This is a genomic window from Sphingobium sp. AntQ-1 (assembly GCF_028538045.1).
Taxonomy (GTDB): Bacteria; Pseudomonadota; Alphaproteobacteria; order Sphingomonadales; family Sphingomonadaceae; genus Sphingobium; species Sphingobium cupriresistens.
On record NZ_CP117158.1, the window covers coordinates 1237838 to 1262683 of the forward strand.

Below are 24846 nucleotides of genomic sequence, written 5' to 3' on the forward strand. Positions count from 1 at the left end.
CGATCATCGACCGGGCGCCTGCCACATTGCATGAAGACCCACCGCCCCGAAGGGGGGCGACAAGCGCCTGCCTATTAGCCCTGGCGGGCCTTGAAGCGGCGGTTGGTCTTGTTGATAACATAGGTGCGGCCGCGACGACGGATCACGCGGTTGTCCCGGTGGCGGCCCTTGAGCGACTTGAGCGAGTTGCGGATCTTCATGGCAGACGGCCCTTGATGAATCTGGTGTGGTCGAATTTCGAAGCGCAGCCCCTATGGGTCGGGCCGGCCAAAGTCAAGGGCGGCAGGCGCTCTTTTCCCGCTGTTCATCCCCCGTGCAGCAAGGTCGTGGCTTCACGCGTTGGAGGGGATTATGCTCTCCGCGCCGTTACTACGGCATATGCCCGTTGGAGTTTACCCATGTCGAAGCGCCTGATTCTCGCCGCTTGCCTTGCCCTGCCGCTTTCTGCCTGCGCGACCGCCGTTCCGCCGGTGGAAGTGACCCGCTTCCATGTCGACAATCCCGCCCGCGCCGGCACGATCGCGGTGGAGGAAATGCCCGGCAACCCGGACATCAGTCTGGAATTTCGCACTTATGCTGCTGCGGTATCGCAGGAATTCCAGCGTGTCGGCTTCACGCCGGCGCCGGCCGGCGGCCCAAGCGACTATGTCGCATCGGTCAGCTTTCGTCGCGCCTTCCGCCCGTCCGGCGTCGATCGCAGCAGCGACAAGCCGGTCAGCGTAGGCGTGGGCGGCGGCATCGGCGGCGGCGGCGGCACCTTCGGCGGGCTTGGCCTGGGCGTCGGCATCAACCTGTCGGGCAAGCCCAAGGATATCGTGACGACCGAACTCCATGTGCAGTTGCGCCGCCGGGCCGATTCGACCGCCATCTGGGAAGGCCGCGCGTCGACGCAAGGACGGCAGGGTACGCCGGCCGCGCAGCCGGGGATCGCCGCACAGAAACTCGCCGCGGCCCTGATCGGGGGCTATCCGGGTGAATCGGGGCGCACTATAACGGTCAAATGACCATCAACATTTCCAGCGGCTTTGACAGCGGCAATATTCGCGTCCTCTCCATCACCCACACCCCGGCCGGCGTCCGCGCCGATCTGGAGATCGTGACGGATCATCAGAGCGACTTTTACCAATGGTTCCATTTCCGGCTGTCCAACGCGGCGGGCCGCGCGGTGGAAGTGCGAATCGTCAACGCGGGCGGATCGGCCTATCCCGACGGATGGGCCGGCTATAGCGCGCGAATGAGCGAAGATCGGGACAATTGGGTCCAGGCCGACACCAGCTATGCCGATGGCATACTGACGATCCGGCTGGAGCCGGACAGCAATGCGCTATGGATCGCCTATTTCGCGCCCTATTCGATGGAGCGCCATCACGACCTGATCGCCTGGGCCGCGACCCAGCCGGGCGTCGACCATCGCGAACTGGGGCTGACCCTGGACGGCCAGCCGCTCGACATGCTGACGATCGGCGACGGGCCGAAACAGGTCTGGCTCTATGCGCGCCAACATCCCGGCGAAACGATGGCGGAGTGGTGGATGGAAGGCGCGCTGGAGCGGCTGTGCGACGAGGAGGATGCGGTCGCCCGCCTGCTGCGGCAGAAGGCGACAATCCACATCATCCCCAACATGAACCCGGACGGCAGCCGCCGCGGCCATCTGCGCACCAATGCGGTCGGCGTGAACCTCAACCGCGAATGGCATGAGCCGACGGCCGAGCGTAGCCCCGAAGTGCTGATGGCGCGCAATGCGATGGACGACACCGGCGTCGATTTCGCCATGGACGTGCATGGCGACGAAGCGATTCCCGCCGTATTCATCGCAGGATTTGAGGGTATCCCGTCGATCACCGATCGGCAGGTCGCGCTCTATCATCGCTATCGCGACACGCTGGCCACGCGCACCCCGGATTTCCAGACGCGGCTGGGCTATCCGGTGGCGGGCGCGGGCAAGGCGAACCTGTCCATGTCCACCAACCAGCTGGCCGAACGCTTCGGCGCGGTGGCGATGACGCTGGAGATGCCGTTCAAGGATAATGACGACCTGCCGGACGCCGATTTCGGCTGGTCTCCGGCGCGGTCGATCCAGCTCGCCAAGGATTGCCTGGCGGTGCTGGCGGAGATGATCGAGGATATTTGAGGATCGACATGTTCCCGCGAAAGCGGGAACATGCAACCTAACGCCAATCGAACGGCAGCGGCGCTTCGCGGAAGGCGAAGCGGTCGAGATGGTCGGCGACCACCTGCTTGAACTTCTCCACATCGGCGTCTGCGTTCGGCTCCAGCATCACCACCAGCGCCTCTGGCTGCGCCGCCATGCGGATCGGCCCCATCGGGAAGGCGATGACCCCCTGTTCGGGGCTGAAATCGGTCTCGAACTTGTGGCTCCAATGCTTGCACAGCTGCTGGAGATAGCGGCTGGCGTTCGTGGTCGGCACGTTTGCGGTCACGGTCATGTCAGAGTCTTTCGATCTTGCTCGCAGCCTCGTCGATCAACGACGCGACATCGAACATGGTCTGGTTATCGGCGCCTTCCTTTTCAAGGCGATGCTGGATGGCGATGCGCAGATTGTGCAGCGCGCGGCGCACCGGCGCGCCATCGACCCGCTCCGCCTTCTGCGCCAGCGCGGCCAGCCGGGCCAGCGCCAGGTCGAGCGCGGCCTTGCGCTCCTCGATCTGGACCTTCCCGGCATCGGTGATGGCGAAGCGTTTGCGGCTGCCTGAGCCTGATCCCAAGGGCGGTTCCTCGACGATCAGATCCATTTCCGCCAACATAGTCAGCGTAGGATAGACGACGCCGGGGCTGGGCGCATAGGCTTCGCCCGACAGCGCCTCGATCGCGCGGATCAGTTCATAGCCATGGCGCGGCTCGTCGGCGATCAGCTTCAGCAGGATCAGGCGCAGCGTTTCATTGTCGAACAGCCGTCGGCGACCACCGCCGCCACCGCCGCCACCGCCGCGGCCGCCGCCGCGCAAACCGTCTTCGCCAAAGGGATCGCCGCCGAACGGGCCGCCCCGCCCGCCGCCACGACCAAAGCCGTCAGGTGAACCGAATCGGCCAGCGCCGGGGTGATGACCGCCATGGCGGCCGCGATGAGAGTGAGGAAAATGCATCATTGGGTCTTTCATATATGTCATGATGCATTGCGATATATCTTACAAATGTTCGCCGTCAAGAGTTACGATAGATCTTAATTGTATTTTGTGGTCGCGGCGTTGAGACGCCCGCATGTTGGCCTAGAGCGCGGCGAAATCGATCGGTGCGTGGCGATCCAGCGTGCGGCTTTGGTCTTCCAACGGATATTTCAGACCGCTGGCGCAATTGAACAATACCACCCGCTCGTCCCGTCCGATTAGCTCCTCGTCCAGCGCCCGTTGATAGGCAGCCAGCGTCGCACCGCCCTCCGGGCAGAGCAGCAACCCGTCGTCGCGCGCCACGTCGCGCACCGCCGCCATGATCGCCGCATCGGGCACGGCCAGCGCCGCGCCGCCGCTGTCCCGCACCGCGCGCAGGATCAGGAAGTCGCCCACCGCGCGCGGCACGCGGATACCCATGGCGACGGTGTGGGCATCCTCCCAGCGCTCGGCGAACTCCACGCCCTGTTCGAACGCGCGCACCATCGGCGCGCAGCCCTCGGCCTGCACCGCGAACATCTTGGGACGTTTGGAACCGATGAAGCCGATCTTCTCCAGCTCGTCGAACGCCTTCCACATGCCGATCAGGCCGGTGCCGCCGCCAGTGGGGTAGAAGATCGCGTCGGGCAGTTCCCAGTCCAACTGTTCGGCCAGTTCCAGCCCCATCGTCTTCTTGCCCTCGATCCGGTAGGGCTCCTTGAGCGTCGAGAAATCGAACCAGCCGCGCGCCTTCGCCCCCTGCCCCACGATCGCCCCGCAATCGTCGATCAGGCCGTTGACGCGATAGACGCGCGCGCCCTGCGCCGCGATTTCGCGCACGTTGATCTCCGGCGTGTCGTCGGGGCAAAAGATGATCGCCTCCATCCCCGCTACGGCGGCATAAGCGGCCAGCGCCGCGCCGGCATTGCCGTTGGTCGGCATCGCCACCTGGGTCACGCCCAGTTCCTTGGCCATGGACACCGCCATGACCAGGCCGCGCGCCTTGAAGGAGGCGGTGGGCAAGCGCCCCTCATCCTTGGCCAGCAGATGTGCCCCGCCCAGCCGGGCTGCGGTGCGCGGCAGCGGGATCAGCGGCGTCGCATTTTCGCCCAGGCTGACGATATTGGAAGTCTGCCGCACCGGCAGCAATTCGCGCCAGCGCCACAGGTCCATCGGCCGCGCAGCAAGCGCTTCCTTGGTCAGTGTCGCCCGCACGCCGTCAAGGTCATAGCGCACCAGCAACGGCTTCCCCGCCGCCGACAACCCATGCAGTTCATCCGCCGCATAACGCTCGCCGGTCAGCGAACATTCCAAATGGGTGACGAAAGTGGGACGATCGGTGGTCAGGTTGAAGTTGTGCAACACAATAATCTCCGTTCGGGCTGAGCCTGTCGAAGCCCCGCCCTTCTCTTCAGAAAGTGGGGCCCTTCGACAGGCTCAGGGCGAACGGGATAAACAACCCGGTGTGATTATTCCGGCGTCTTCGCCACGCTGACCATGGCGGGCCGCAGCAGGCGGTCCTTTATCATATAGCCGGCCTGCATCTCGATCAGGATCGTGCCCGGCGCGGCGTCGGCCGACGGGACTTCCATCATCGCCTGATGCTTGTTGGGATCGAGCGGCTGGCCGACCGATTCGATCTTCGTGATGCCGTTGCGGCCGAACACGCTGTCCAGTTCGCGGCCGGTGGCTTCCAGGCCCACGACCAGCCCCTTGAACTTCTCATCCTCGCGCAGGTCGGCGGGAATGGCGGCCAGCGCGCGGCTCAGATTGTCGGCGACCGACAATATGTCGCGGGCGAAAGCGGTCGCCGCATAGGCGCGCGTATCGGCCAGTTCCTTTTCCAGCCGGCGGCGCACATTCTGCGTATCGGCATGGGCGTAGAGAATATCCTGCTTGGCGGTGGCCAGTTCCGCCTCCAGCGCGGCGATCTTCTCGGCGGCGGCATCGCCCGCGGGCGCGGCGTCTTCCGGCAGCGCGTCCACGACTTCGGTGTTTTCGATAGTGTCTTTTTGTTCGCTCATCTCATCAATCTCGATAGCGTCTGTGCTGTGAAGTCCACCATGGGGATCACCCGCGCATAGTTCAAGCGCGTGGGGCCGATCACGCCGACCACGCCGACGACCCGGCCGTCCGCGCCACGGTAGGGCGCGGCTATGACCGAAGAACCCGACAGGGAAAAGAGCTTGTTTTCCGACCCGATGAAGATTTTGGTCGCGCTGCCGGCCAGCGCGCTTTCCAGCAGGCGGGAAATCTCCTGCTTGCCTTCCAGCTGCTCCAGCAATTGCCGCACCCGTTCCAGGTCCGCGGCGGTGCCGTCATCGATCAGATGCGCCTGCCCGCGCACGATCAGCACCGGCCGGTCGTCGGCATCGTGCGACCAGATGGCGATGCCCCGTTCCACCAGTTCGCGCGCCGCGCCATCGAGCAAGCTGCGCTCCGTCTCCATCTCGCGGCTCAACTGGTCGCCCGCCTGACGCAACGTCATACCGGCAAAGCGCGCCGACATGAAATTCGCCGCTTCGTTCAGCATCGACGGGGTGACGCCGGGCGGCAAATCCAGCACGCGATTTTCCACCGATCCGTCCTGCCCCACCAGCACCGCCAGCGCCTGACGATCATTCAAGGGTACGAAGCCAAATTGCCGCAGCACCGGCTCGCGCCGTGGCACCATGACGATGCCGGCGCAGGCCGACAGGCCCGACAGCGCCGCGGTGGCGGCGGACAGCGCTTCCTCGATCGGGCCGCTTTCGACCAGCCCGGCCTCGATCGCGCGCCGTTCTTCCGCCGATGGCGCGGCCGCCTGCATCATCCCATCCACAAACAGGCGCAGCCCTGTCTCGGTCGGCATCCGCCCGGCCGACGTATGTGGCGCGGCGAGCAGGCCCAGTTCCTCCAGGTCCTGCATGACGTTGCGAATCGACGCCGGCGACAGGCTGAGCGATGCGATCTTGCTGATGGTGCGCGATCCGACCGGCAGGCCGGTGCCCAGATAGCTTTCCACCACCACGCGAAAGACATCGCGCGCGCGATCGTTCAATTCGGAGATGGGGGTTATCGACATGCGCCTTATCTAGGCAGGCCGGGGCGCCGGCTCAAGGCGTGACCGCCTTGGGATTGAGCATGGGCTGGACATCCAATATCTTCGGCACCGCCGCCAGCGCGACCCGCAATCGGCCGTAGCGCGCATCCATGCAACCCGACTGGAATTCCAGCCGCGTCGCGTCCTGCCCCGGCCGGGTCCATTCCACGACATAGCCGGGCATGTCGGTGGCGAACCGATCGCAATTCTGGCCATGGGCGATCTTCCGCACCGTGCCCGCCGCCGGGCGATGCGGCGCCAGCGTCGTCACGAGCCGGCGATATTGCGCCGCCGTGAGGGTAAAGCGCGTCGGACCGGGAACGGATGTGAAGCGTTCCGGCTCCAGCAGGCCCGACCCGTCTGGCGACACCTGCACCGTATAGGCCGGGCAAGCGCCAAAGCAGCGCCCGGCGGTGAAGCGGATGATGTCGCCCGGCGCCTTGGGCGGTTCCAGCCCCGGTTCGGCGGCCGTGCAACCAGCCAGCAGCAGCATGGCAGTGAGTGTCGATATGCGTCCCATGCCCCCTCCTTATCGCCTAATTGTCGCCGTGACACTGGCAAGAAGCGTCGTCGGGCGCTAAGCGGCCTGTTAAGTGCGCTTTTGGGCGCATTGGCGGCATCCGTCAGGGATGGCCGCCATCTGAACGCTTCGGAGTAGAAATTATGCGTCCTTCCGGCCGCGCGCCCGACCAGATGCGCGACATCACCATGGAGCCTGGCTTCACCATCCATGCCGAGGGAAGCTGCCTCATCAGCTTCGGCGATACTCGCGTGCTGTGCACCGCATCGGTCGAGGAGAAGGTGCCGCCTTTCCTGCGCGGCAAGGGGTCGGGCTGGGTCACGGCCGAATATGGCATGTTGCCCCGCGCCACCCATACCCGCGGCAGCCGTGAAGCGGCCAAGGGCAAGCAATCGGGCCGCACGCAGGAAATCCAGCGCCTGATCGGCCGGTCGCTGCGCACGGTCGTGGACCTCAAGACGCTGGGCGAGCGCCAGATCGTGGTCGATTGCGACGTGATTCAGGCCGATGGTGGCACGCGCACGGCGGCCATTTCGGGCAGCTGGGTCGCGCTGCGAATCGCGGTCGACAAGCTGCTGGCGTCGGGCGCGCTCAAGGAAGACCCGATCATCCAGAAGGTCGCGGCGATCAGCTGCGGCATTTTCGAAGGCACGCCGGTGCTCGACCTCGACTATGCCGAGGACAGCAATGCCGAAACGGACGCCAACCTGATCCTGACCGGCGACGGCAAGTTCGCCGAAGTGCAGGCGACGGCCGAAGGCGCCGCGTATGACGAGGAAGAGCTGCTCCGCCTGCTCCGCCTCGCCCGCATCGGCTGCGCGAAGATTTTCGCCGCGCAGGACGTAGCGACGGGACGGTAACAACATCTGCCTCCGTTCGTTTCGAGCGAAGTCGAGTTCAGCGAAGCTAAACGCTATGGATGCGCTATCCGCTTCTCGACCAGGCTCGAAGCGAACGGAACGAATGGGAAATTTATGACCGACCAATTCGGACAGGAACAGGCGATCCGCAAGCTCGCCCCCGGCAAGCTGGTGATCGCCAGCCACAATCCTGGCAAGGTGCGCGAAATCGCAGCATTGCTTGGCCCGTTCGGGATTGAACCGATTTCGGCCGCGAGCCTGGACCTGCCCGAACCGGAGGAAACGGGCACCACCTTCATCGCCAATGCGGAATTGAAGGCGATGCAGGCGGCCGACCTATCGGGCCTGCCCGCGCTGGCTGACGACAGCGGCTTGTGCGTCGAGGCGCTGGGCGGCGACCCCGGCCTCTTTTCCGCGCGCTGGGCTGGCCCGACCAAGGATTTTGACCTCGCCATGCGCAAGGTGTGGGACGGGATCGAGGCCAAGGGCCCGGACGCCGGCCATGACGCCCATTTCGTCTGCGCCCTTGCCCTCGCCTGGCCCGATGGTCATGTCGAAGCGTTCGAGGGGCGGATCGACGGCGCGCTGGTCTGGCCGCCGCGTGGCGACAAGGGCTTCGGTTATGACCCCATGTTCATGCCGCACGGTCATGACGTCAGCTTCGGCGAGATGGACCCGGACGCCAAGCACGCCATGAGCCACCGCGCCAAGGCCTTCGAAAAACTGGTGGCCGCGGTTTTCTGATCAAGAGTGGCGCCATTTCATCGCGTCGGCGCCGCCTTCAGCTTCGCCTGCCCGATATGCCAGCGCAATTGGGCAGGCGACGCGCCGTCCACATCATTAACCCGCCGCACGACATAGTCGCCGACGAAACGCTGGCGGGTGCCGTCCTGCAATTGCGAATCGACCGTCACCGGCACCGTCTGGTAGATTGATCCCGCGCCGCCATCGCCCGGCTCCAGCTGGCCGATCGTCACCCGCGTCGATCGGGTGCCAGCGAACCCCGCCTGAAACTTGTCCAGCGTCTGGTTGGGCGGGCCATTTTCGCCCCATTGCGCCCAGGCCACGCCATAGTCGCGGGCGTTGAGCGCGGAATAATAACGCTGCACGACCGCCACGGCCGCCGCCATGCTCTTGGGCGCGGGATCGCATTCCGGCATCGGGTCGCCCTGACCGTCGAACAGGGCGCAGCTGCGCGCAATCTCATCCTCGATCATGGCACAGCTATTGGCGGCATTGCAGGGCGGGTGGGTGGCGGGCGACACGTTGCGGCAGATGGCGACTCGCTTGGCCGCCGCGGCCGACCCGATATCCGCCGCGCAGGATAGCGGCGCAGCGGGCGCCGCTGCGTCAGCCGCCGACGCCGCATCGGGAATGGGCGTCTGCGCCCCATTGTCCGGCGCAACCCTGGTCACGGCGGGGGCGGAGATAGCGGCGTTGTCGGACCCGCCCTCCGCCTTGGGCGGCGTCGGCGCGCCACACCCGGCCAGCCCGATCAGCGCACAACCCGACAGGGTCCATGACAGCAGAGCGATGCGCATCCTCTTCTCCTTTTGGCGACATGCCCTGTCCAATGCGCGCCCCCGGGAGAAATATCCATAGCCGCCTATGGCGCTGCGCTCGCCACCTGGGTCTGCGCGCCCGGCGTGCCTGCCGTCGGCGGAGCGGGTTCATCGTCCGCATCCATCGGCCCGCGCCCGAACGCATTGCCGGCCGGGAAATAGCGGCACACCAGATAATCGGCATTGGTCCCTTCGCCCAACGCGCAGCCGACCTTCCGCGTGCCGCGCCAGATCATCTGGGTATAATGGCCGACATCCTGCCAGCGCCCGGTGCTGCTGAGGTCGGGCAACTTGCCTGCAATTCGCGTGAAGCGCTTCTCTTCCAGAAACGATCCCACCATGACCTGATAATCGTAGAGACGGCGCGGCCCCATCCACAGATTTTCGCCGCTCGGGATGGCTCGGCCGGCCCGCGGCGAATGGCGGAAAACGCCGCTGCGCGCCATCTCCCCGGCGTAACGCGCCGCATCGGTCGCCAGCGCCTGGTCCCAGTCCAGCAGCGGCAGACCCAACGAGGCCCGCTCGCCATTATGCGCGTCCAGCATCGCCGCGCGCAGCAGCCTATCGCTCCGCGCGGCCTCCGCCATGCCATAATAGGCGGCTGACATCACCGCGATCGCGGCGCCCGCCTTGGGCGCGCGCCCGTCGCTATCGCTCGCCGCCTGCGCGCCGCTCGCCGTCGCCAGAAGAACCGGCAGCATCGCTGCCCATAGCGAAGCGCGCAAAAACGCTTTAGGGCTGCCCCCAGCCATGTCGTCTCATTCCCCCCAAAATCCGCCGGCCCCTGCTTGCGTGCCGGCAGACGCCCAAGCCTTATATATCCACTGGCCATTTTGCGTATCCAAATGTCCCTATTGCGATTTTAACAGTCATGTCCGCGATGGCGTGGACATCGATGCGTGGCGCGCTGCGCTTTTGGCCGACATGGCGCATGAGACGGCGCTGACCGCGGGGCGGCGGCTTTCCTCCATCTTCTTCGGCGGCGGCACGCCCTCGCTGATGCCCCCTGCTTTGGTCGAAACGCTGATCGACGCGGCGCAGGACCATTGGGGCTTCACCCCCGACATAGAAATCACGCTGGAGGCCAATCCCAATTCGGTCGAGGCGGCGCGTTTCGCCGATCTGGCCGCCGCCGGGGTCAACCGCACCTCGCTTGGCCTGCAGGCGCTCGACAATGAGGCGTTGCATTTCCTCGGCCGCGCCCATGACGTGACGGAGGGACTGGCTGCGCTCGACACCGCGCAGGCCGTGTTCGACCGGGTGAGCTTCGACATCATCTATGCCCGCCCCGGCCAGAGCGAGGCGGACTGGCAGGCCGAACTGGCCCGCGCCTTGTCCTTCGGCACTGGCCATCTCTCGCTCTATCAACTGACGATCGAACCCGGCACGCGCTTCGCCACGCTGGTCGCGCAGGGCAAGCTGACGCCCGCCGACCCGGACCATGGCGCGACCCTGTATGAACTGACGCAGGCGATGACCGGCGCGGCCGGCATCCCGGCCTATGAGATCAGCAATCACGCCCGACCGGGCCAGGAAAGCCGCCATAACCTGACCTATTGGCGCTATGGCGACTATGCCGGAATCGGGCCGGGCGCGCATGGCCGCCGCGGCGGCATGGCGACGATGCGCCACAAGAAGCCCGAAAACTGGATGGGCGCGGTCGGCCGCAACGGTCACGGCCTCCAGAGCGAAGAGCCGCTGTCGGGCGAGGACCGGGCGCGCGAGGCGCTGCTGATGGGATTGCGGCTGGGCGAAGGCGTCGATCTGGCCCGCATCGCCGCCGCGTCGGGGATCAAGGCCGACCGGCTGGTCGACGAACGAGCGATCGACCAACTCGCCGACCTCGCCCTCATCCGCCTGACCGGCAGCCGGTTGCAGGTGGCCCCGGCCGGCATGTTGCTGCTCGACGCCATCCTGCCCGAAGTGGTGGCGGTCTAGGGCCGCTCGGTAATATCAGGGCTGGTCGTTACGCAGTTCCGCGATCGACTGGTCGATTTCACGCAGCGCCTGCGCGCGGGCATAGGCAGGCATGGACGTGTTGCGGGCGATCTGGCCCCGCGCGGTGCGCAGGCCATTCAGCGCCGCAACATGGTCGGAACGCGCGGCGCGTTCGGCGCGGACTTCGGCGATGTCGGCCTGCCGCTCCGCCCGGTCCGCCTGAAGATCGGCCGCCTGCTCGGAACGGCGGGCCGCCCGTTCGGCGCGGGCCTCGGCAATATCCGCCTGCCGCGCGGCGCGATCGGCTTGCATCCCGGCCATGTCGGCGGAGCGTTGGGCCGCCCGCTCGATCGCCGCGTTGCAGATACGCACCCGGATATGGCGACGGCCATTGGCGTCCACGCTTTCGCGGCGGGTGGTGGCGTCCCTGCCGCCATCGCAACCTTCGCGCACATCGACCACCGGCACCATCCGGGCGATGTCCGCCTCCGTCGGGATACGGTACGTTTCGACACGACCGTCGGCATGGGTGACGGTCATCCGACCCTTTTCATTGCGCACGACGGGGGGCGCCGGCGGCGCGGGCGGCACCGGGGCGATCATGTCGGCGGCGGGCACGATCGGCGCGGGCGGGGCCATGGGCGCTGGCGAGGGCCATGCATCATCGGCCGCGCTGGCCGCCGGGACGGCTGGCACAGAAGGGATCGCCGCACCTTCGGCCAGTGTCGGCACGGTCGCCGCTACGGGCTGCGACACCAAGTTGGACAGTTTGGCGAAGTCGGCGCCTTCCACCTTGTCAGTGATCGCCGCCATCTGCTGCGCGGCGCGGCTGCCCGATGCGGTGAGCGCCAGGCCGGCGGCGGTGACGATGGCGACGGCGGCCATGCCCCAACTGATACGCTGGAGCGAAACATCATGGTTGGACAGCATTTTCAGCCTCCCTTTCAACGTCGTGATGCGGGTGAGATGGCAGGCGCCGGCGAACTGCCGTCCGCCCGCCGCCTTCAAGATGGCCCGGCCATAGGCATGGGCCTGGTCGCGGCCGTAGAGCGAGAGAACGCGCGCGTCGCAGGCGGTTTCCTGATCGGCGCGATAGGCGCGATAGGCGATCCATGCGACCGGATTGCACCAATGCACCGCCAGCAGCAGCAGCGCGATCATGTTGGCGGCCAGGTCGCCGCGCTCATGATGCGCCCGTTCATGGGCGATCGCCATATCCTGTTCCTGCGCGTCATAGCGCAGCGCGAAATCGGCGGGCAGCACGATATAGGGGCGCAACACCCCGAAGGCGAGCGGCCCGGAGGCATGGGGGCTGGTGATGAGGCGGATGCGCCCCTCCTCCCCGATCGGCGTCGCGCCATCCAGCATATGGCGGCGGAACCGCGCATAGCCCACGGCCTGCACCGCCAGGAAAGCGACCAGCCCGACGAACCAGAGGCCGATGCCGATCTCCATCCAGGGGAAGGACGGCGTGGACTCGGCGACAGATGCGGCGGGCGCGACCGTCAGCAGGTCCGGCAGGCCGACCTGATCGACCGCGACATGCAACGGCGAGGGATCGACGTCGCCCGGTAGCGTCGGCAGCAACATCCGCGCCAGCGGCAGCGCCCAGAGCCAATAGGCCGCCCCCGCGCCCAGCCAGCGCGCCACCGGCCGCCGTAACAACATGACCAGCGCCATCAGCAAAGTGGTGGCGATCAGCGTTTCGGCCAGCCAGACGCTCATGATTTCAACCCCTTCAGGATGGCCTCAAGCTCGGCGATATCGTCCGCCGTCAATTGATCCTGTTGCGCCAACTGGGCGACCAGCGGCGACACCCGCCCGCCAAACAGCCGGTTCACCAGCCGCCCGGATTCGCCCGCGACATAATCGTCGCGCGCCACCATCGGGCGATAGAGAAAGCGGCGGCCATCCTGGTCGGCGGCGATGATATCCTTGGCCATCAGCCGCGACAGCAAGGTCTTGACCGTTTGCAGGCTCCAGTCGCGGTCGGCGGCGACCCGATCCGACACGTCATTGGCGGTCTGCGGCGCGGTTTCCCACAACGCCTCCATCACCACCAGTTCCGCTTCGCTGATCTTCTCAGTCACCTGGCCTCACCCGACTCGCATATTTAACAACCACAGATGTAATCGCATCGATTACGGATGTAGTCAATGGGCGTTCGCAGCGGTGGAGCGTCACACTTCGCGTTGAAAAGGCGCGATATGTCGGAAAATTTGACAAAGCGGATGAAGGCGGTCGAGGCGTTAACCTTTGGAACCCGCGCTTTCCTGCAAACGCACCATTGTGGCACAGTCATTGCGACATTGGTCGCGTTCCCACCGTTTACCTATCGGGGGATGCAGGCCGTCTCCGCCAGCATCCCCCACCCGGTGGTGCTTCTCCCTTATCCTCGACCATGGTCTCGATGTGACTGGGTGCAACCAGAATCGGACATGTCCCCCCCCCCCCCGCTGGCGGGAGGGAGTTAGGGGGTGGGCAGGACGTCGCAACAGCCCACCGCGCTGCGACTAACGCGCTTCGCGCGCAAGTCTCGCTGCCCCTCCCGCAAGCGGAAGGGGAATGGCGGACAGCCACTCAAAGCAACAAAAAAGGGCGGCCGAACCCGGACCGCCCTTCGCAAACCGTCAGACCCAGCCCCGCTTAACTGGCGGCGACGCCCTGGTCGGTCATCAACTGCTGCAATTCGCCAGCCTCGTACATTTCCATCATGATGTCGCTGCCGCCGACGAATTCGCCCTTCACATAAAGCTGGGGGATGGTCGGCCAGTCGGAAAAGGCCTTGATGCCCTGCCGCACAGCCTGGTCCTGCAAGACGTCGACCGTGTCATAGGCGACGCCCAGATGCTCCAGGATTGCGATGGCGCGGCTGGAAAAGCCGCATTGCGGGAAGAGCGGCGTGCCCTTCATGAACAGCACCACGTCATGGGCGCCCACAAGTTCGGCAATCCGCTGATGCACGGCGTCGGTCATGTCTAAGGTCCAGTCCTGTCTGGCGCCCCGTCCGCGGAGCGCAAATCTATCGCAAGGTTAGTTGGGAACGGCGGTGGTCAGTTGCAAGGCGTGCAGCACGCCGCCCATGCGTCCGCCCAGCGCCGCATAGACGGCGCGTTGCTGCGCGACCCGGCTCATGCCGCGAAAGCTTTCCGCCACGACTTTCGCCGCATAATGATCGCCATCCCCGGCCAGGTCGGTAATCTCGACCTCAGCATCCGGAATCGCGGTGCGGATCATGTCCGCAATATCGTCGGCGGCCATCGGCATGGATCGTCGCCTTACTGGGCTTCGATGAACATGCGGCGGGCGATCACCGCCTGCTCGTCCAGCGCGGCGCGCACGCCCGGCTCGTCGATGTCGATCCCGGCCGACGTCATGTCGCCCACCAGCTTGCGGATGACGTCCTCGTCGCCCGCTTCCTCGAAATCGGCCTGCACCACCGCCTTGGCATAAGCGTCGGTTTCTTCCGGGGTGAGGCCCATCTTCGCCGCCGCCCATTCGCCCAGCAGGCGGTTGCGCCGCGCCTGGATGCGGAACTGCAGTTCCTGATCGTTGGCGAACATATTTTCGAACGCCCGTTCGCGATCGTCAAAGGTGGTCATGCGTCAAAGCCCCGTTGAAATGCCGTCTGATTACGAAAGATAGGCAGAAGCGCGTCGTTACGCAACGGCCGCGGGCACGATCCAAGGGCGATCCTGCGCCTGTTTCGCCTCATAGCCGCCGATCAGATCCGACTGGTCCAGAGTCAGACCGATCTCGTCCAGCCCGCCCAACAGGCAATGTTTGCGGAAGGGATCGATTTCGAACGTGAAGCGATCCTGAAATTGCGTGGTGACGGTCTGCGATTCCAGATCGATATGGATCGGATCAGGCGTCCCGTTCACGCCTTTGGCGACGTCCATCAGCCGGTCGATGGCCGCCTGCGGCAGCACCACGGTCAAGATGCCGTTTTTGAAGGCGTTTCCAGAGAAAATGTCGGAGAAGCTGGGCGCGATCACCACCTTGATGCCGAGGTCGCCGAGCGCCCAGGCGGCATGTTCGCGGCTGGACCCGCAGCCAAAATTGTCGCCCGCGATCAGGATCGGGCTGCCGACATAGGCGGGATCGTCAAAGACGTTGCCCGGTTCCTTGCGCAGCACTTCGAACGCGCCCCGGCCCAGGCCATTGCGCGAAATCGTCTTGAGCCAATGCGCCGGGATGACGATGTCGGTATCGACATTCTTCATCCCGAACGGATAGGCCCGGCCGTCGACGGTCGTCAGCTTGTCCATTAGTGAACCTTCTTCGCCTCGGCGGCCGGCGTGTCTTCGGCCCGGCCCAGGGTCGCGGCCATGGCGGCGCTGGCCAGTGCGCCCAGCGTCAGCAGCCAGAAAATCTTCTTCATGCGACCACACCCTCTTTGTTATTCAGCAATTCGCGCACATCGGTCAGCCGCCCGGTGATGGCCGCCGCCGCCGCCATGGCGGGCGACACCAGATGGGTGCGCGATCCCGGCCCCTGGCGGCCCATGAAATTGCGGTTGCTGGTCGAAGCGCAGCGTTCGCCCGCGGGCACCTTGTCCGGGTTCATCCCCAGGCACGCCGAACAACCCGGCTCGCGCCATTCGAAACCGGCGTCGAGGAAGACGCGGTCCAGCCCTTCTTCCTCCGCCTGGCGCTTGACCAGGCCGGAACCGGGCACGACCATGGCGTGCTTGATGCCCGCCGCGATATGGCGGCCCTTCAGTAACGCGGCGGCAGCGCGCAGATCTTCGATCCGGCTGTTGGTGCAACTGCCGATGAAGATATGTTCTATGGCGACGTCAGCCATCTTCTGCCCGGCGGTCAGGCCCATATAGTCGAGCGACTTCTGCGCCGCCGCCTGCTTGGACGGATCGGCGAAGCTCGACGGATCGGGCACCACGCCCGTCACGGCGACGACATCCTCCGGGCTGGTGCCCCAGGTGACGTTGGGCACGATGTCGGCGGCGTCGATCACCACGGTCTTGTCGAACACCGCGCCCTCGTCCGGATGCAGCGTGCGCCAATAGGCGACGGCCGCGTCGAAATCCGCGCCCTTGGGCGCCATCGGGCGGCCCTCGATATAGGCGAAGGTTTTCTCGTCCGGCGCGAACAGGCCCGACCGCGCGCCCGCCTCGATCGACATGTTGGCGACGGTCAGGCGACCTTCGATCGACATGTCGCGAAACACGGAACCCCGATATTCCATGACATAGCCGGTGCCGCCCGCCGTGCCGATCGTGCCGCAAATGGCCAGCGCGACATCCTTGGCCGTGACGCCCGGCGCCAGTGCGCCATCGACGACGACGGCCATCGTCTTGGATTGCTTGAGCAGCAGCGTCTGGGTGGCCAGCACATGCTCGACCTCCGACGTGCCGATGCCAAAGGCCAGCGCGCCCAGCGCGCCGTGCGAGGACGTATGGCTGTCGCCGCAGACCAGCGTGGTGCCGGGCAAGGTGAAGCCCTGTTCCGGCCCGATGACGTGGACGATGCCCTGTTCCGCATCGGCGTCGCCGATCAGGCGCACGCCGAACTCCGGCGCATTGCGCTCCAGCGCGGCCAGTTGCTGGGCGCTTTCGGGATCGGCGATCGGGATGCGCTTGCCATCCGCGTCGCGGCGCGGCGTGGTGGGCAGATTATGGTCCGGCACGGCCAGCGTCAGATCGGGCCGGCGCACTTTTCGGCCGGCGAGGCGTAGCCCTTCGAACGCCTGCGGGCTCGTCACTTCATGGACGAGGTGGCGGTCGATATAGATGAGGCAGGTGCCATCGGGACGCCGTTCGACGACGTGCGCGTCCCAGATCTTTTCGTAGAGGGTGCGAGCTTTGACCATAGTCCTCACCCCCTAGACCCGTCGGGGCAATCGGGAAAGGGGGTGAACGACCGATTTGTCCTGTTTTCGCCATCAGGCGGGCAAGAATGTTACACCGCCCGATAGTCCGCGATGATCCTGCCCGCCGCGCCCATCTCCGCCTCATGGCTGTCCTCACGCCAGCTTTCCGCCAGCGCCGCTTGCTCCCACCGGAGCATGGCGGGATGGGCCAGCATATGATCGACCCAGGCTTGTGCTTGCGGGCCGACATCCAGCCCATAGGTGCGCACGCGGAACGCCACCGGCGCATAGAAGGCATCGACTGCGGTGAAGCTGCTGCCGGCGAGGAAGGGACCACCGAACCGGTCCAACCCCTGCTCCCACAATTCCCGCAGGCGGGCGATGTCCCGGCCCAGCGCGGGCGAGTGGACATGCGGCTCGACGCGCACGCCCACATTCATGGTGCAGTCGTTGCGCAAGGTCGAAAAGCCGCTGTGCATTTCCGCCGCAGCGCATTGGGCAAAAGCGCGCGCAGCCTCGTCCGCCGGCCAGACGCCAGGATGGCGGTCCGCCAGATAGAGGATGATGCCGAGCGAATCCCAGATGGTGCGCTCTTCCCCATTGGCCCTGTCGATCAGCGCCGGCACCTGTCCGGTCGGCGAGAAACTGCGGAACGCCGCATAGTTGGTGGCGGACGCGAACGGCTCGATCCGGTCTTCGAACGCGATGCCCAGCGCCGTCATCAGCACCCAGGGGCGCAGCGACCAACTGCTGTAATTACGATTGGCTGTGATGAGCGTGTAGGCCATGCGGTTCCTCCCTGTGCAAGGTGCGCGCTTTTTAGCGTATCGGGTGGCGGCGAAACAGCTGCAACGATCCGTGCAGCTTACAAGCTGGGCTTATGCAAACTCCGTGCTCCCGCCTGCGCGGGATCACATGACGTTGAACCCTAGCCAAGCCCTTCTCATCGCGGCACAAGGCCTCATCGCGGGCGGCGCCCCCTTGCCGCCCTCCCTTGATCCATGGAGCATTTTGTCGTGAACCGACGCCAATTCCTCGCCACCAGCGGCGCCACCGCCATCGCCGCCGCCACCCCCAGCGCCTTTGCGCAGGCAGGCGGAGCCGACACCCGTTTCCGCGCGATGCTGGACGATTTCTTCTACGCCCGGCTCGCCGAATCGCCCGAACAGGCGACGCGCCTCGGCCTCGACACCGGCGCGCGCGCGGCGCTGCGCGGCAAGCTGTCCGACACCAGCGCCGCCGGCGCGGCCCGCGACCTCGCCCGCACCAAGGCGCAGGCGAAGCGGCTGGCCAGCGTCGATCGCGCCAAGCTGAGCCAGGCCAGCCAGCTCGACTATGACGTCGTCGCCTATCAACTCGACCGCGCCGTTGGCGGCGAACGCTTCGGCTATGGCGAAACGGCGGGCCGCTATGCGCCCTATATCCTCAGCCAGTTGACCGGCAGCTATCGCGAAATTCCCGACTTCCTCGATTCGCAGCATCGGGTGAAGGACGCGGCCGACGCCGACGCCTATCTCGCCCGTCTGGAAGCCTTCCCCGCCGCGATGGACGGCGAACTGGCCCGGCAAAAGACGGACGCGGCCAAGGGCGTGTTCGCGCCGGACTATATCCTCGACACGACGATGAAGATGCAGGCGGCGCTGCGCGATCAGCCCGCCGCGCAGACGGTCCTCGTCGCCAGCTTCGTCAAGAAGCTCGCCGCCGCCGGCCTGCCGCCCGAACGCGCCGCCCAGGCGGAAAAGATCGTCGCCGAGAAAATCTTCCCCGCCGTCGATCGCCAGCGCGCGCTGGTGCAGCAGCTACGCGCCAAGGCCAGCCATGACGCCGGCTGCTGGCGTCTGCCCGCTGGCGAGGCCTTCTACGCCGCCGCCGCTGAGGCCGCGACCACGACCAAGCTGACGGGCGATGACATTCACCAACTGGGCCTGGATCAGGTCGCGCAGATCAGCGGCCGGATCGACGCGATCCTGAAAGGCCAGGGGATGAGCCAGGGCACAGTCGGCGACCGGCTGGTCGCGCTCAACAAACGCCCCGATCAGCTCTTCCCCAACACCGATCCGGGCCGCGAGGCGCTGCTGGCGCAGCTCAACACCCAGATCAAGGCGATGCAGGCGCGTCTTGGCGAATCGTTCAACACCGTGCCCAAGGCCCCGGTCGAGGTCCGCCGCGTGCCGGTGACGATTCAGGCGGGCGCGCCGGGCGGCTATTATCAGAACGCCTCGCTCGACGGATCGCGGCCGGCCATCTATTATATCAACCTGCGCGACACGTTCGACCGGCCCAAATTCGGGCTGGCGACGCTGACCCATCATGAAGCGGTGCCGGGCCATCATCTGCAAGTATCGGTGGCGCTGGAATCCGATGCCATTCCCATGATCCGGCGGCGCGGCGGCTATAGCGGCTATTCCGAAGGCTGGGCGCTCTATTCGGAGCAACTGGCCGACGAAATGGGCATGTATGAAGGCGATCCGCTGGGCCAGGTCGGCTATCTCCAGTCGCTCCTGTTCCGCGCCACCCGTCTGGTGGTGGACAGCGGGATGCACGCCAAGCGCTGGAGCCGGGAAAAGGCGACCGATTACCTGATCGCCACCACCGGCATCGCGCGCGGCCGCAGCCAGGGGGAGATCGACCGCTATACCGTCTGGCCGGGCCAGGCGTGCAGCTACAAGATCGGCCATACCGTGTGGACGCAGTTGCGCGACGAGGTGAAGAAGGCGCAGGGCGACAGGTTCGACCTCAAGGCCTTCCATGATGTGCTGACGCTGGGCGCGATGCCGCTCGACATCTTGAAGCAGACGGTGCGGCAGCGGATGGGGGTCGCTTAACATATACACAGGTGTTCCCGCCAAGTGGGAACACGCATTCCTTGGAAAACACAAAAAAACGACCCGGCGGTGCGCCGCCGGGTCGTCCAGTTTCTTCCACCCAAATCGCGAGGCGGTGTCGAAGCCCCCGCGCTTTGGCTTTTCTTGCGGCCGGCACGCCGCAAATTGCACTTCCTATGCTCCTCAATATCCGTTCAGGCTGAGCGAAGTCGAAGCCCTTGCCGGAGCGAAGCAAAGGCGCCTCGCTCCGCTCGGTTGAACCCTTCGACTTCGTTCAGGGCGAACGGAGTATATGATTGCTAGGCCGCAAACTGGTTCATCGTGTTGTGTGCGCCACCGGCCTTGAGCGCTGCTTCCCCAGCGAAATAATCCTTATGATCGTCGCCAATATCGCTGCCGCTCATATTTTGATGCTTCACGCAGGCGATGCCCTGGCGGATTTCCTTGCGCTGGACGCCCTCGACATAGCCGAGCATCCCGGCTTCGCCGAAATAGTCCTTGGCCAGGTTATCGGTGCTGAGCGCCGCCGTATGATAGGTCGGCAAGGTGATGAGGTGGTGGAAAATCCCCGCCCGCGCCGCCGCATCCTTCTGGAAGGTGCGGATCTTCTCGTCTGCTTCGCGGCCCAATTCCGTCGCGTCATAGTCCGCGCTCATCAGCTTCGCCCGGTCATAGGCGCTGACATCCTCGCCGGCTTCGACCCAGGCGTCATAGACCTGCTGGCGGAAGTTCAGCGTCCAGTTGAAGCTGGGCGAATTGTTGTAGACCAGCTTGGCGTTGGGGATGACTTCCCGGATGCGGTCGACCATCGACGCGATCTGCTCGATATGCGGCTTTTCTGTCTCAATCCACAGCAGGTCCGCGCCATTCTGAAGGCTGGTGATGCAATCGAGAACGCAGCGATCCGCCCCGGTGCCCTCGCGGAACTGAAACAGGTTGCTGGGCAGGCGCTTGGGGCGCAACAGCTTGCCGTCGCGGTTCAGGATGACATCGCCATTCTTCGCCGTCGCCGGGTCGATCTCCTCGCAATCGAGGAAACTGTTATACTGGTCGCCAATGTCGCCTGCTTCCTTGCTGACCGCGATCTGCTTGGTCAGGCCCGCGCCCAGCGAGTCGGTGCGTGTGACGATGATGCCATCATCGACGCCCAGTTCCAGGAAGGCGTAGCGGCACGCACGGACCTTCGCGAGAAAGTCTTCATGCGGCACCGTGACCTTGCCGTCCTGATGACCGCACTGTTTTTCGTCGCTGACTTGGTTTTCGATCTGAAGCGCGCAGGCGCCCGCCTCGATCATCTTCTTGGCGAGCAGATAGGTCGCCTCGGCATTGCCGAAGCCCGCGTCGATATCCGCGATGATGGGGACGACATGGGTTTCGAAATTGTCGATGGCATGGGTCAGGCGCTGCGCCTCGACTTCGTTACCAGACTCGCGCGCCTTGTCGAGATCGCGGAACAACATCCCCAGTTCGCGGGCGTCGGCCTGCTTGAGGAAGGTGTAGAGTTCCTCGATCAGCGCCGCGACGCTGGTCTTTTCATGCATCGACTGGTCGGGCAGCGGGCCGAAGTCGCTGCGCAGCGCCGCGACCATCCAGCCCGACAGGTAGAGATATTTCTGCTTGGTCGTGCCGAAATGCTTCTTAATCGCGATCAGCTTCTGCTGGCCGATGAAGCCGTGCCAGCAGCCCAGCGACTGGGTGTAGTTGGCCGGGTCCAGATCATAGGCGGCCATGTCGCGGCGCATGATGCCAGCGGTATATTTGGCGATGTCGAGGCCGGTGTTGAAGCGGTTCTGGAGCTTCATGCGGGCGACGGATTCGGCGTTGATGCCGTCCCACGTGCCGGGGTGGCTGCCGATGAGGCTCTGCGCCTTTGCGATATTGTCCTGATAGGTCATGGGCCGTTGTCCTTGCGGTCGGTGAGCTGTTGCCCCTCGCCTACGCCCCCCTTGCGCAGCGCGGCAGTCCTCCTGAAGTTCAGTTGTCGATCTTTACAAAAATCTGCTGTAAAGTTGTAAAGCCTGCACAGGAGCATGAGTCATGGCCAAGGATCGTCCCGTCTATATGGGGCCGCGACTGCGGCGGCTGCGGCGTGAACTGGGCCTGACCCAGGCCGACATGGCCGCCGATCTCGACATTTCCGCCTCCTATGTGGCCCTACTGGAACGCAACCAGCGCCCTCTGACCGCCGACATGCTGTTGCGGCTGGCGCGCACCTACAAGCTGGACATGGCGGAGGTGGCGGGCGACGGCGGCGCGGAACAGACCGCGCGGCTCCAGGCCGTGCTCAAAGACCCGATGTTTGCGGACATCGACCTGCCGCAACTGGCGACCGGGGATGTGGCGGTCAATTATCCCGGCATCACCGAAGCGCTGCTGCGCCTCTACACCAGCTATCGCGAGGAGCATCTGGCGCTGGCGGATCGGGGGGCGGACACGGAACCGCAGGAGGATGTCGCCGATCCCGTCGCCGAATCGCGCCGCTTCCTCGCCGCCCGCCGCAACAGCTTCCCCCTGTTGGACGACGCGGCGGAGAAACTGGCGACGGAGGCAGAGGCCGAAGGCGGCCTCATCGCCTGGCTCAAGGCGCGCCACAATCTCCGCGTCCGCCGCCTGCCCTCCGACGTCATGGCCGGATCGATGCGGCGGCTGGACCGGCATCGCGACGCGGTGCTGCTGGACGACACGCTCGACAGCGCGAGTTCATCCTTCCAACTTGCTCTCCAGATCGCCTATCTGGACATGCGCAAGAGCTTCGACGCGATCCTGAAGGACGGCCAGTTCGCCAGCGAAAGCGGCCGCCGCCTCGCCCGCCGTGCGCTCGCCAGCTATGGCGCCGCCGCGATCCTGATGCCCTATACCGCCTTCGCCAAGGCGGTCGAGGCGCGGCGCTACGATGTGGAGGCGCTGGCCCGTCAGTTCGGCGCCAGTTTCGAACAGACCGCCCATCGCCTGACCACATTGCAGAAACCGGGGCAGGAGCGTGTTCCTTTCTTCTTCCTGCGCGTCGATCCGGCCGGCAACGTCTCCAAGCGGCTGGACGGCGCGGGCTTTCCCTTCGCCCGCCATGGCGGCTCCTGCCCGCTCTGGTCGGTGCATCGCGTGTTCGAAACCCCGCGCGAGGTGGTGACGCAATGGCTGGAACTGCCCGACGGCCAGCGCTTCTTCTCGATCGCGCGCACGGTGACGGCGGGCGGGGGGGGCTGGGGGGCGCCACGGGTCGAACGCGCCATCGCGCTCTGCTGCGCGGCCGACCATGCCCATCGCCTGATCTATACGCAGGACGCCCCGCCGCCGGAGCCAACCCCAATCGGCGTCACCTGCCGCCTGTGCCACCGCAGCCAGTGCATGGCCCGATCCGCCCCGCCGATCGGCCGTGACATGCTGCCCGACGATTATCGCCGCACCCGCACGCCATTCGGCTTTGCGGATGGTTAGCTTTCGATCAGGTCCAGATAGGCGACGACATCATTGTCGGTGGCGAGGAACAGGCCGTCCTGCACCTCTACCGACTGCTGTTCCGCGACATGCAGCGCCTGACTCAAAGGGCCATACATGATGGTCCGGGCCGCGCCGTCATCGCCCAGATGATAGAGGCGGACGGTGGCATTGTCATAGGTGCTGCGCATCGCCGCCTTCTACCACGACGCCGCGCCCAAGTCAGCGCCGATCCTTGACCTTCATGCTGGGCGCCAGCTGGTTCGCGCCGATCCGCACCGCATCGTCGGTGAAATTGGCGACGAAGGTCGAGTTGCGATCCACGCCCGGCACGAAGCCCGCCTTGTTCCCCTCGATCACCAGCCCCGCGCTGCTATGTTCGCGGCCTTCAGGGGCCACGGTGATGAAGGCGGACCAGTTATCCTTGTCCTTGCCCTGCACCATTTCATTGCCCGTGATGCTGCCGGTCGCGCCGTTGGACAGGTCGATCATATAGTTGGTCAGATGCCCGGCGCTGTCGTCGAAACTGTTGCCGCTGATGGTGACGCGGGCGGTGCGGGTTTTCAGATAATGGCCGCCATCGCCCTGGTCGAAGCGGCTGTTGGTGACGGTCAGGCTGGCGAGGCGGCCGATATAGATGCCGTGCGCGCAATCCAGATCGCGGTCGCAGCGCCCCAGATGGCGGAAGGTGGATTTGTCGATGACCACCTGCCCGCCGTCATAGTCGCCGGTCAATATGCCTTCCTCGCTGTTGCGGAACAGGCTGTTGCGCACGGTCAGGCTGCCGCTTTCCAGCCGGATGCCCGCACCGTTGCCGTCAGGCACACGCATATTCTGGAAGATGATGCCATCGACCGTGCTGGACCGGCCGCGCAGGACGAACCCGCCCTTGCCCTCGCATACCACGCCGTCGAAAATAGCCGTGCCCGGCGTCGCCGCGCGGATGGTGACGTCGCCGCCCTGCTGCACCGCGCATTGGCGATAGGCGCCGGGCGCCACCACCACGGTCCCGCGTCCGTCGCCGATCGCAGCCAGCGCATCGCCCAGCCGGGCGTAGGCGCGGCCGCTTTCCGCCACGGTGAAGGGCGCGCCGCCGCCCTGGGCGAAGGCGGTGGCGGTGATCGCTGCGGACAGCAGCAGAGTCGTGGACAGGATGCGCATGGCGACAGGCCTACAACGCCCGACCCCATGCGCCAACGCACGGATAGGGTTAACGAAAAACCGCCCCATCGCGGGACGGAAGCGGCGTCCCGCGTTAACGCCGCGTCATTCCCACTTGGCGGTCGCCTTCTGCGTCTTTTGGTTCCAGAAAATCTGGATCTTGCTGATCGTGCAGAGGTCGAAATTGGTCCAATAGGCTTCGTCGCCGTCGGTGAAGATGACCTTCAGGTCGTAATTGCAGATGGCGTTCTTGGCCTTGAAGGTGATCGGCACGGAATGCGCGTCCTCCAGCACCTCGTCCTCCATCACGTCATCGCCCCAATTTTTCGACTTGGCGGGCGAGACATAGACTTCGGCGATATCATAGCCGGTCTTGTTGAACAGCGTGAAGTCCTGGTCGCCAGCGACAGCAGGCGCGGCAAGCATCAGGGCGCAGGCGCCCAAGGCAATAGACATGATCTTCATAGGAGTCCCCCGATGTCGACCGGAAGGATCGACATCGGACGGCATAATTTATTCTAGATAC

28 protein-coding genes are annotated in these 24846 nt (G+C 65.4%); 7 read left to right on the plus strand and 21 right to left on the minus strand.

All coding sequences use genetic code 11. The annotated features are described in order from the left end of the window. Positions 1-74: 74 nt before the first annotated feature. A complete protein-coding gene (gene ykgO / locus sphantq_RS06095; RefSeq protein ID WP_004210176.1) occupies positions 75-200 on the minus strand; it encodes a type B 50S ribosomal protein L36 in 126 nt (41 codons plus the stop codon). A 198-nt stretch (positions 201-398) separates the two neighbouring features. On the opposite strand from ykgO, the gene sphantq_RS06100 reads away from it, so the two are divergent. Both sphantq_RS06100 and sphantq_RS06105 read left to right on the plus strand, forming a co-directional pair. Further along, the gene (locus tag sphantq_RS06100; RefSeq protein ID WP_066604468.1) at positions 399-1004 is read left to right on the plus strand and encodes a hypothetical protein; all 606 of its coding nucleotides are present in this window, start codon (positions 399-401) and stop codon (positions 1002-1004) included. Beyond that, positions 1001-2131 carry a M14 family metallopeptidase gene (locus tag sphantq_RS06105; RefSeq protein ID WP_272799837.1) on the plus strand — a complete coding sequence of 377 codons (1131 nt, stop codon included), beginning with the start codon at positions 1001-1003 and terminating at the stop codon, positions 2129-2131. Before sphantq_RS06100 ends, sphantq_RS06105 begins: the two co-directional genes overlap by 4 nt. Positions 2132-2168: 37 nt before the next feature. Here sphantq_RS06105 and sphantq_RS06110 read toward each other — a convergent pair whose 3' ends face one another. From sphantq_RS06110 to sphantq_RS06135, 6 genes are all read right to left on the minus strand, one after another. After that, entirely contained in the window at positions 2169-2447 is a 279-nt protein-coding gene (locus sphantq_RS06110; protein ID WP_129925882.1) for a DUF2218 domain-containing protein, read from the minus strand. 1 nt (position 2448) lies between these two features. Beyond that, positions 2449-3108: a PadR family transcriptional regulator gene (locus sphantq_RS06115; protein WP_272799838.1), complete on the minus strand. Its 660-nt coding sequence runs from the start codon at positions 3106-3108 to the stop codon at positions 2449-2451. A 120-nt stretch (positions 3109-3228) separates the two neighbouring features. Further along, positions 3229-4470 carry a threonine synthase gene (locus sphantq_RS06120; RefSeq protein WP_272799839.1) on the minus strand — a complete coding sequence of 414 codons (1242 nt, stop codon included), beginning with the start codon at positions 4468-4470 and terminating at the stop codon, positions 3229-3231. Positions 4471-4574: 104 nt separating this feature from the next. Next, the gene (gene grpE / locus sphantq_RS06125) at positions 4575-5129 is read right to left on the minus strand and encodes a nucleotide exchange factor GrpE (RefSeq protein ID WP_066604480.1); all 555 of its coding nucleotides are present in this window, start codon (positions 5127-5129) and stop codon (positions 4575-4577) included. Then, positions 5126-6169, minus strand: a complete 1044-nt coding sequence (gene hrcA / locus sphantq_RS06130; protein WP_066604482.1) for a heat-inducible transcriptional repressor HrcA — start codon at positions 6167-6169, stop codon at positions 5126-5128. The genes grpE and hrcA overlap by 4 nt, the downstream gene beginning before the upstream one ends. A gap of 31 nt (positions 6170-6200) precedes the next feature. Next, positions 6201-6707, minus strand: a complete 507-nt coding sequence (locus sphantq_RS06135) for a DUF6438 domain-containing protein (protein WP_272799840.1) — start codon at positions 6705-6707, stop codon at positions 6201-6203. Between the two features lie 143 nt (positions 6708-6850). Here sphantq_RS06135 and rph point away from each other — a divergent pair, with 143 nt between their 5' ends. Together rph and rdgB are read left to right on the plus strand one after the other, a co-directional pair. Continuing rightward, positions 6851-7567 carry a ribonuclease PH gene (gene rph / locus sphantq_RS06140; RefSeq protein ID WP_272799841.1) on the plus strand — a complete coding sequence of 239 codons (717 nt, stop codon included), beginning with the start codon at positions 6851-6853 and terminating at the stop codon, positions 7565-7567. 114 nt (positions 7568-7681) lie between these two features. Beyond that, a complete protein-coding gene (gene rdgB, locus sphantq_RS06145; protein ID WP_066604491.1) occupies positions 7682-8311 on the plus strand; it encodes an RdgB/HAM1 family non-canonical purine NTP pyrophosphatase in 630 nt (209 codons plus the stop codon). Positions 8312-8328: 17 nt separating this feature from the next. On the opposite strand, the gene sphantq_RS06150 is transcribed toward rdgB, so the two are convergent. Together sphantq_RS06150 and sphantq_RS06155 are read right to left on the minus strand one after the other, a co-directional pair. Further along, the gene (locus tag sphantq_RS06150) at positions 8329-9108 is read right to left on the minus strand and encodes a hypothetical protein (protein WP_066604493.1); all 780 of its coding nucleotides are present in this window, start codon (positions 9106-9108) and stop codon (positions 8329-8331) included. 65 nt (positions 9109-9173) lie between these two features. Next, the gene (locus tag sphantq_RS06155) at positions 9174-9830 is read right to left on the minus strand and encodes a CAP domain-containing protein (protein ID WP_443021532.1); all 657 of its coding nucleotides are present in this window, start codon (positions 9828-9830) and stop codon (positions 9174-9176) included. Between the two features lie 49 nt (positions 9831-9879). On the opposite strand from sphantq_RS06155, the gene hemW reads away from it, so the two are divergent. Next, positions 9880-11067, plus strand: a complete 1188-nt coding sequence (gene hemW, locus sphantq_RS06160; RefSeq protein ID WP_272799843.1) for a radical SAM family heme chaperone HemW — start codon at positions 9880-9882, stop codon at positions 11065-11067. A 15-nt stretch (positions 11068-11082) separates the two neighbouring features. Here hemW and sphantq_RS06165 read toward each other — a convergent pair whose 3' ends face one another. The 8 genes from sphantq_RS06165 to sphantq_RS06200 form a co-directional block, all read right to left on the minus strand. Further along, on the minus strand, positions 11083-12792 hold the full coding sequence (locus tag sphantq_RS06165; protein ID WP_272799844.1) for a M56 family metallopeptidase: 1710 nt from the start codon (positions 12790-12792) through the stop codon (positions 11083-11085). Continuing rightward, a complete protein-coding gene (locus tag sphantq_RS06170) occupies positions 12789-13157 on the minus strand; it encodes a BlaI/MecI/CopY family transcriptional regulator (RefSeq protein WP_066604508.1) in 369 nt (122 codons plus the stop codon). Before sphantq_RS06170 ends, sphantq_RS06165 begins: the two co-directional genes overlap by 4 nt. Before the next feature lie 556 nt (positions 13158-13713). Continuing rightward, complete coding sequence (gene grxD, locus sphantq_RS06175; protein ID WP_066604514.1) at positions 13714-14043, minus strand: Grx4 family monothiol glutaredoxin; 330 nt, start codon at positions 14041-14043, stop codon at positions 13714-13716. A 57-nt stretch (positions 14044-14100) separates the two neighbouring features. Further along, positions 14101-14334 (minus strand): BolA/IbaG family iron-sulfur metabolism protein, encoded by a 234-nt coding sequence (locus tag sphantq_RS06180; protein WP_066604516.1) that lies wholly within the window; start codon positions 14332-14334, stop codon positions 14101-14103. Positions 14335-14345: 11 nt separating this feature from the next. Continuing rightward, positions 14346-14669, minus strand: a complete 324-nt coding sequence (locus tag sphantq_RS06185; RefSeq protein ID WP_224548699.1) for a DUF1476 domain-containing protein — start codon at positions 14667-14669, stop codon at positions 14346-14348. A gap of 57 nt (positions 14670-14726) precedes the next feature. Then, positions 14727-15338, minus strand: a complete 612-nt coding sequence (gene leuD / locus sphantq_RS06190; protein ID WP_272799845.1) for a 3-isopropylmalate dehydratase small subunit — start codon at positions 15336-15338, stop codon at positions 14727-14729. 109 nt (positions 15339-15447) lie between these two features. Then, on the minus strand, positions 15448-16899 hold the full coding sequence (leuC, locus tag sphantq_RS06195; protein WP_272799846.1) for a 3-isopropylmalate dehydratase large subunit: 1452 nt from the start codon (positions 16897-16899) through the stop codon (positions 15448-15450). 89 nt (positions 16900-16988) lie between these two features. Beyond that, positions 16989-17687 carry a glutathione S-transferase family protein gene (locus tag sphantq_RS06200; protein WP_272799847.1) on the minus strand — a complete coding sequence of 233 codons (699 nt, stop codon included), beginning with the start codon at positions 17685-17687 and terminating at the stop codon, positions 16989-16991. 228 nt (positions 17688-17915) lie between these two features. On the opposite strand from sphantq_RS06200, the gene sphantq_RS06205 reads away from it, so the two are divergent. Beyond that, entirely contained in the window at positions 17916-19724 is a 1809-nt protein-coding gene (locus tag sphantq_RS06205) for a DUF885 domain-containing protein (protein ID WP_272799848.1), read from the plus strand. A 299-nt stretch (positions 19725-20023) separates the two neighbouring features. Here sphantq_RS06205 and sphantq_RS06210 read toward each other — a convergent pair whose 3' ends face one another. Then, positions 20024-21619 (minus strand): isocitrate lyase, encoded by a 1596-nt coding sequence (locus tag sphantq_RS06210; protein ID WP_129925870.1) that lies wholly within the window; start codon positions 21617-21619, stop codon positions 20024-20026. Between the two features lie 142 nt (positions 21620-21761). Here sphantq_RS06210 and sphantq_RS06215 point away from each other — a divergent pair, with 142 nt between their 5' ends. Beyond that, complete coding sequence (locus sphantq_RS06215) at positions 21762-23159, plus strand: helix-turn-helix domain-containing protein (protein ID WP_129925869.1); 1398 nt, start codon at positions 21762-21764, stop codon at positions 23157-23159. Here the strand turns inward: sphantq_RS06215 and sphantq_RS06220 are convergent. From sphantq_RS06220 to sphantq_RS06230, 3 genes are all read right to left on the minus strand, one after another. Then, complete coding sequence (locus sphantq_RS06220; protein WP_066604534.1) at positions 23156-23350, minus strand: hypothetical protein; 195 nt, start codon at positions 23348-23350, stop codon at positions 23156-23158. The two genes, sphantq_RS06215 and sphantq_RS06220, sit on opposite strands and share 4 nt — an antisense overlap. 31 nt (positions 23351-23381) lie before the next feature. After that, the gene (locus sphantq_RS06225; protein WP_272799849.1) at positions 23382-24320 is read right to left on the minus strand and encodes a right-handed parallel beta-helix repeat-containing protein; all 939 of its coding nucleotides are present in this window, start codon (positions 24318-24320) and stop codon (positions 23382-23384) included. 105 nt (positions 24321-24425) lie between these two features. Beyond that, the gene (locus sphantq_RS06230; protein ID WP_066604539.1) at positions 24426-24785 is read right to left on the minus strand and encodes an argininosuccinate lyase; all 360 of its coding nucleotides are present in this window, start codon (positions 24783-24785) and stop codon (positions 24426-24428) included. Between the last annotated feature and the right edge of the window lie 61 nt (positions 24786-24846).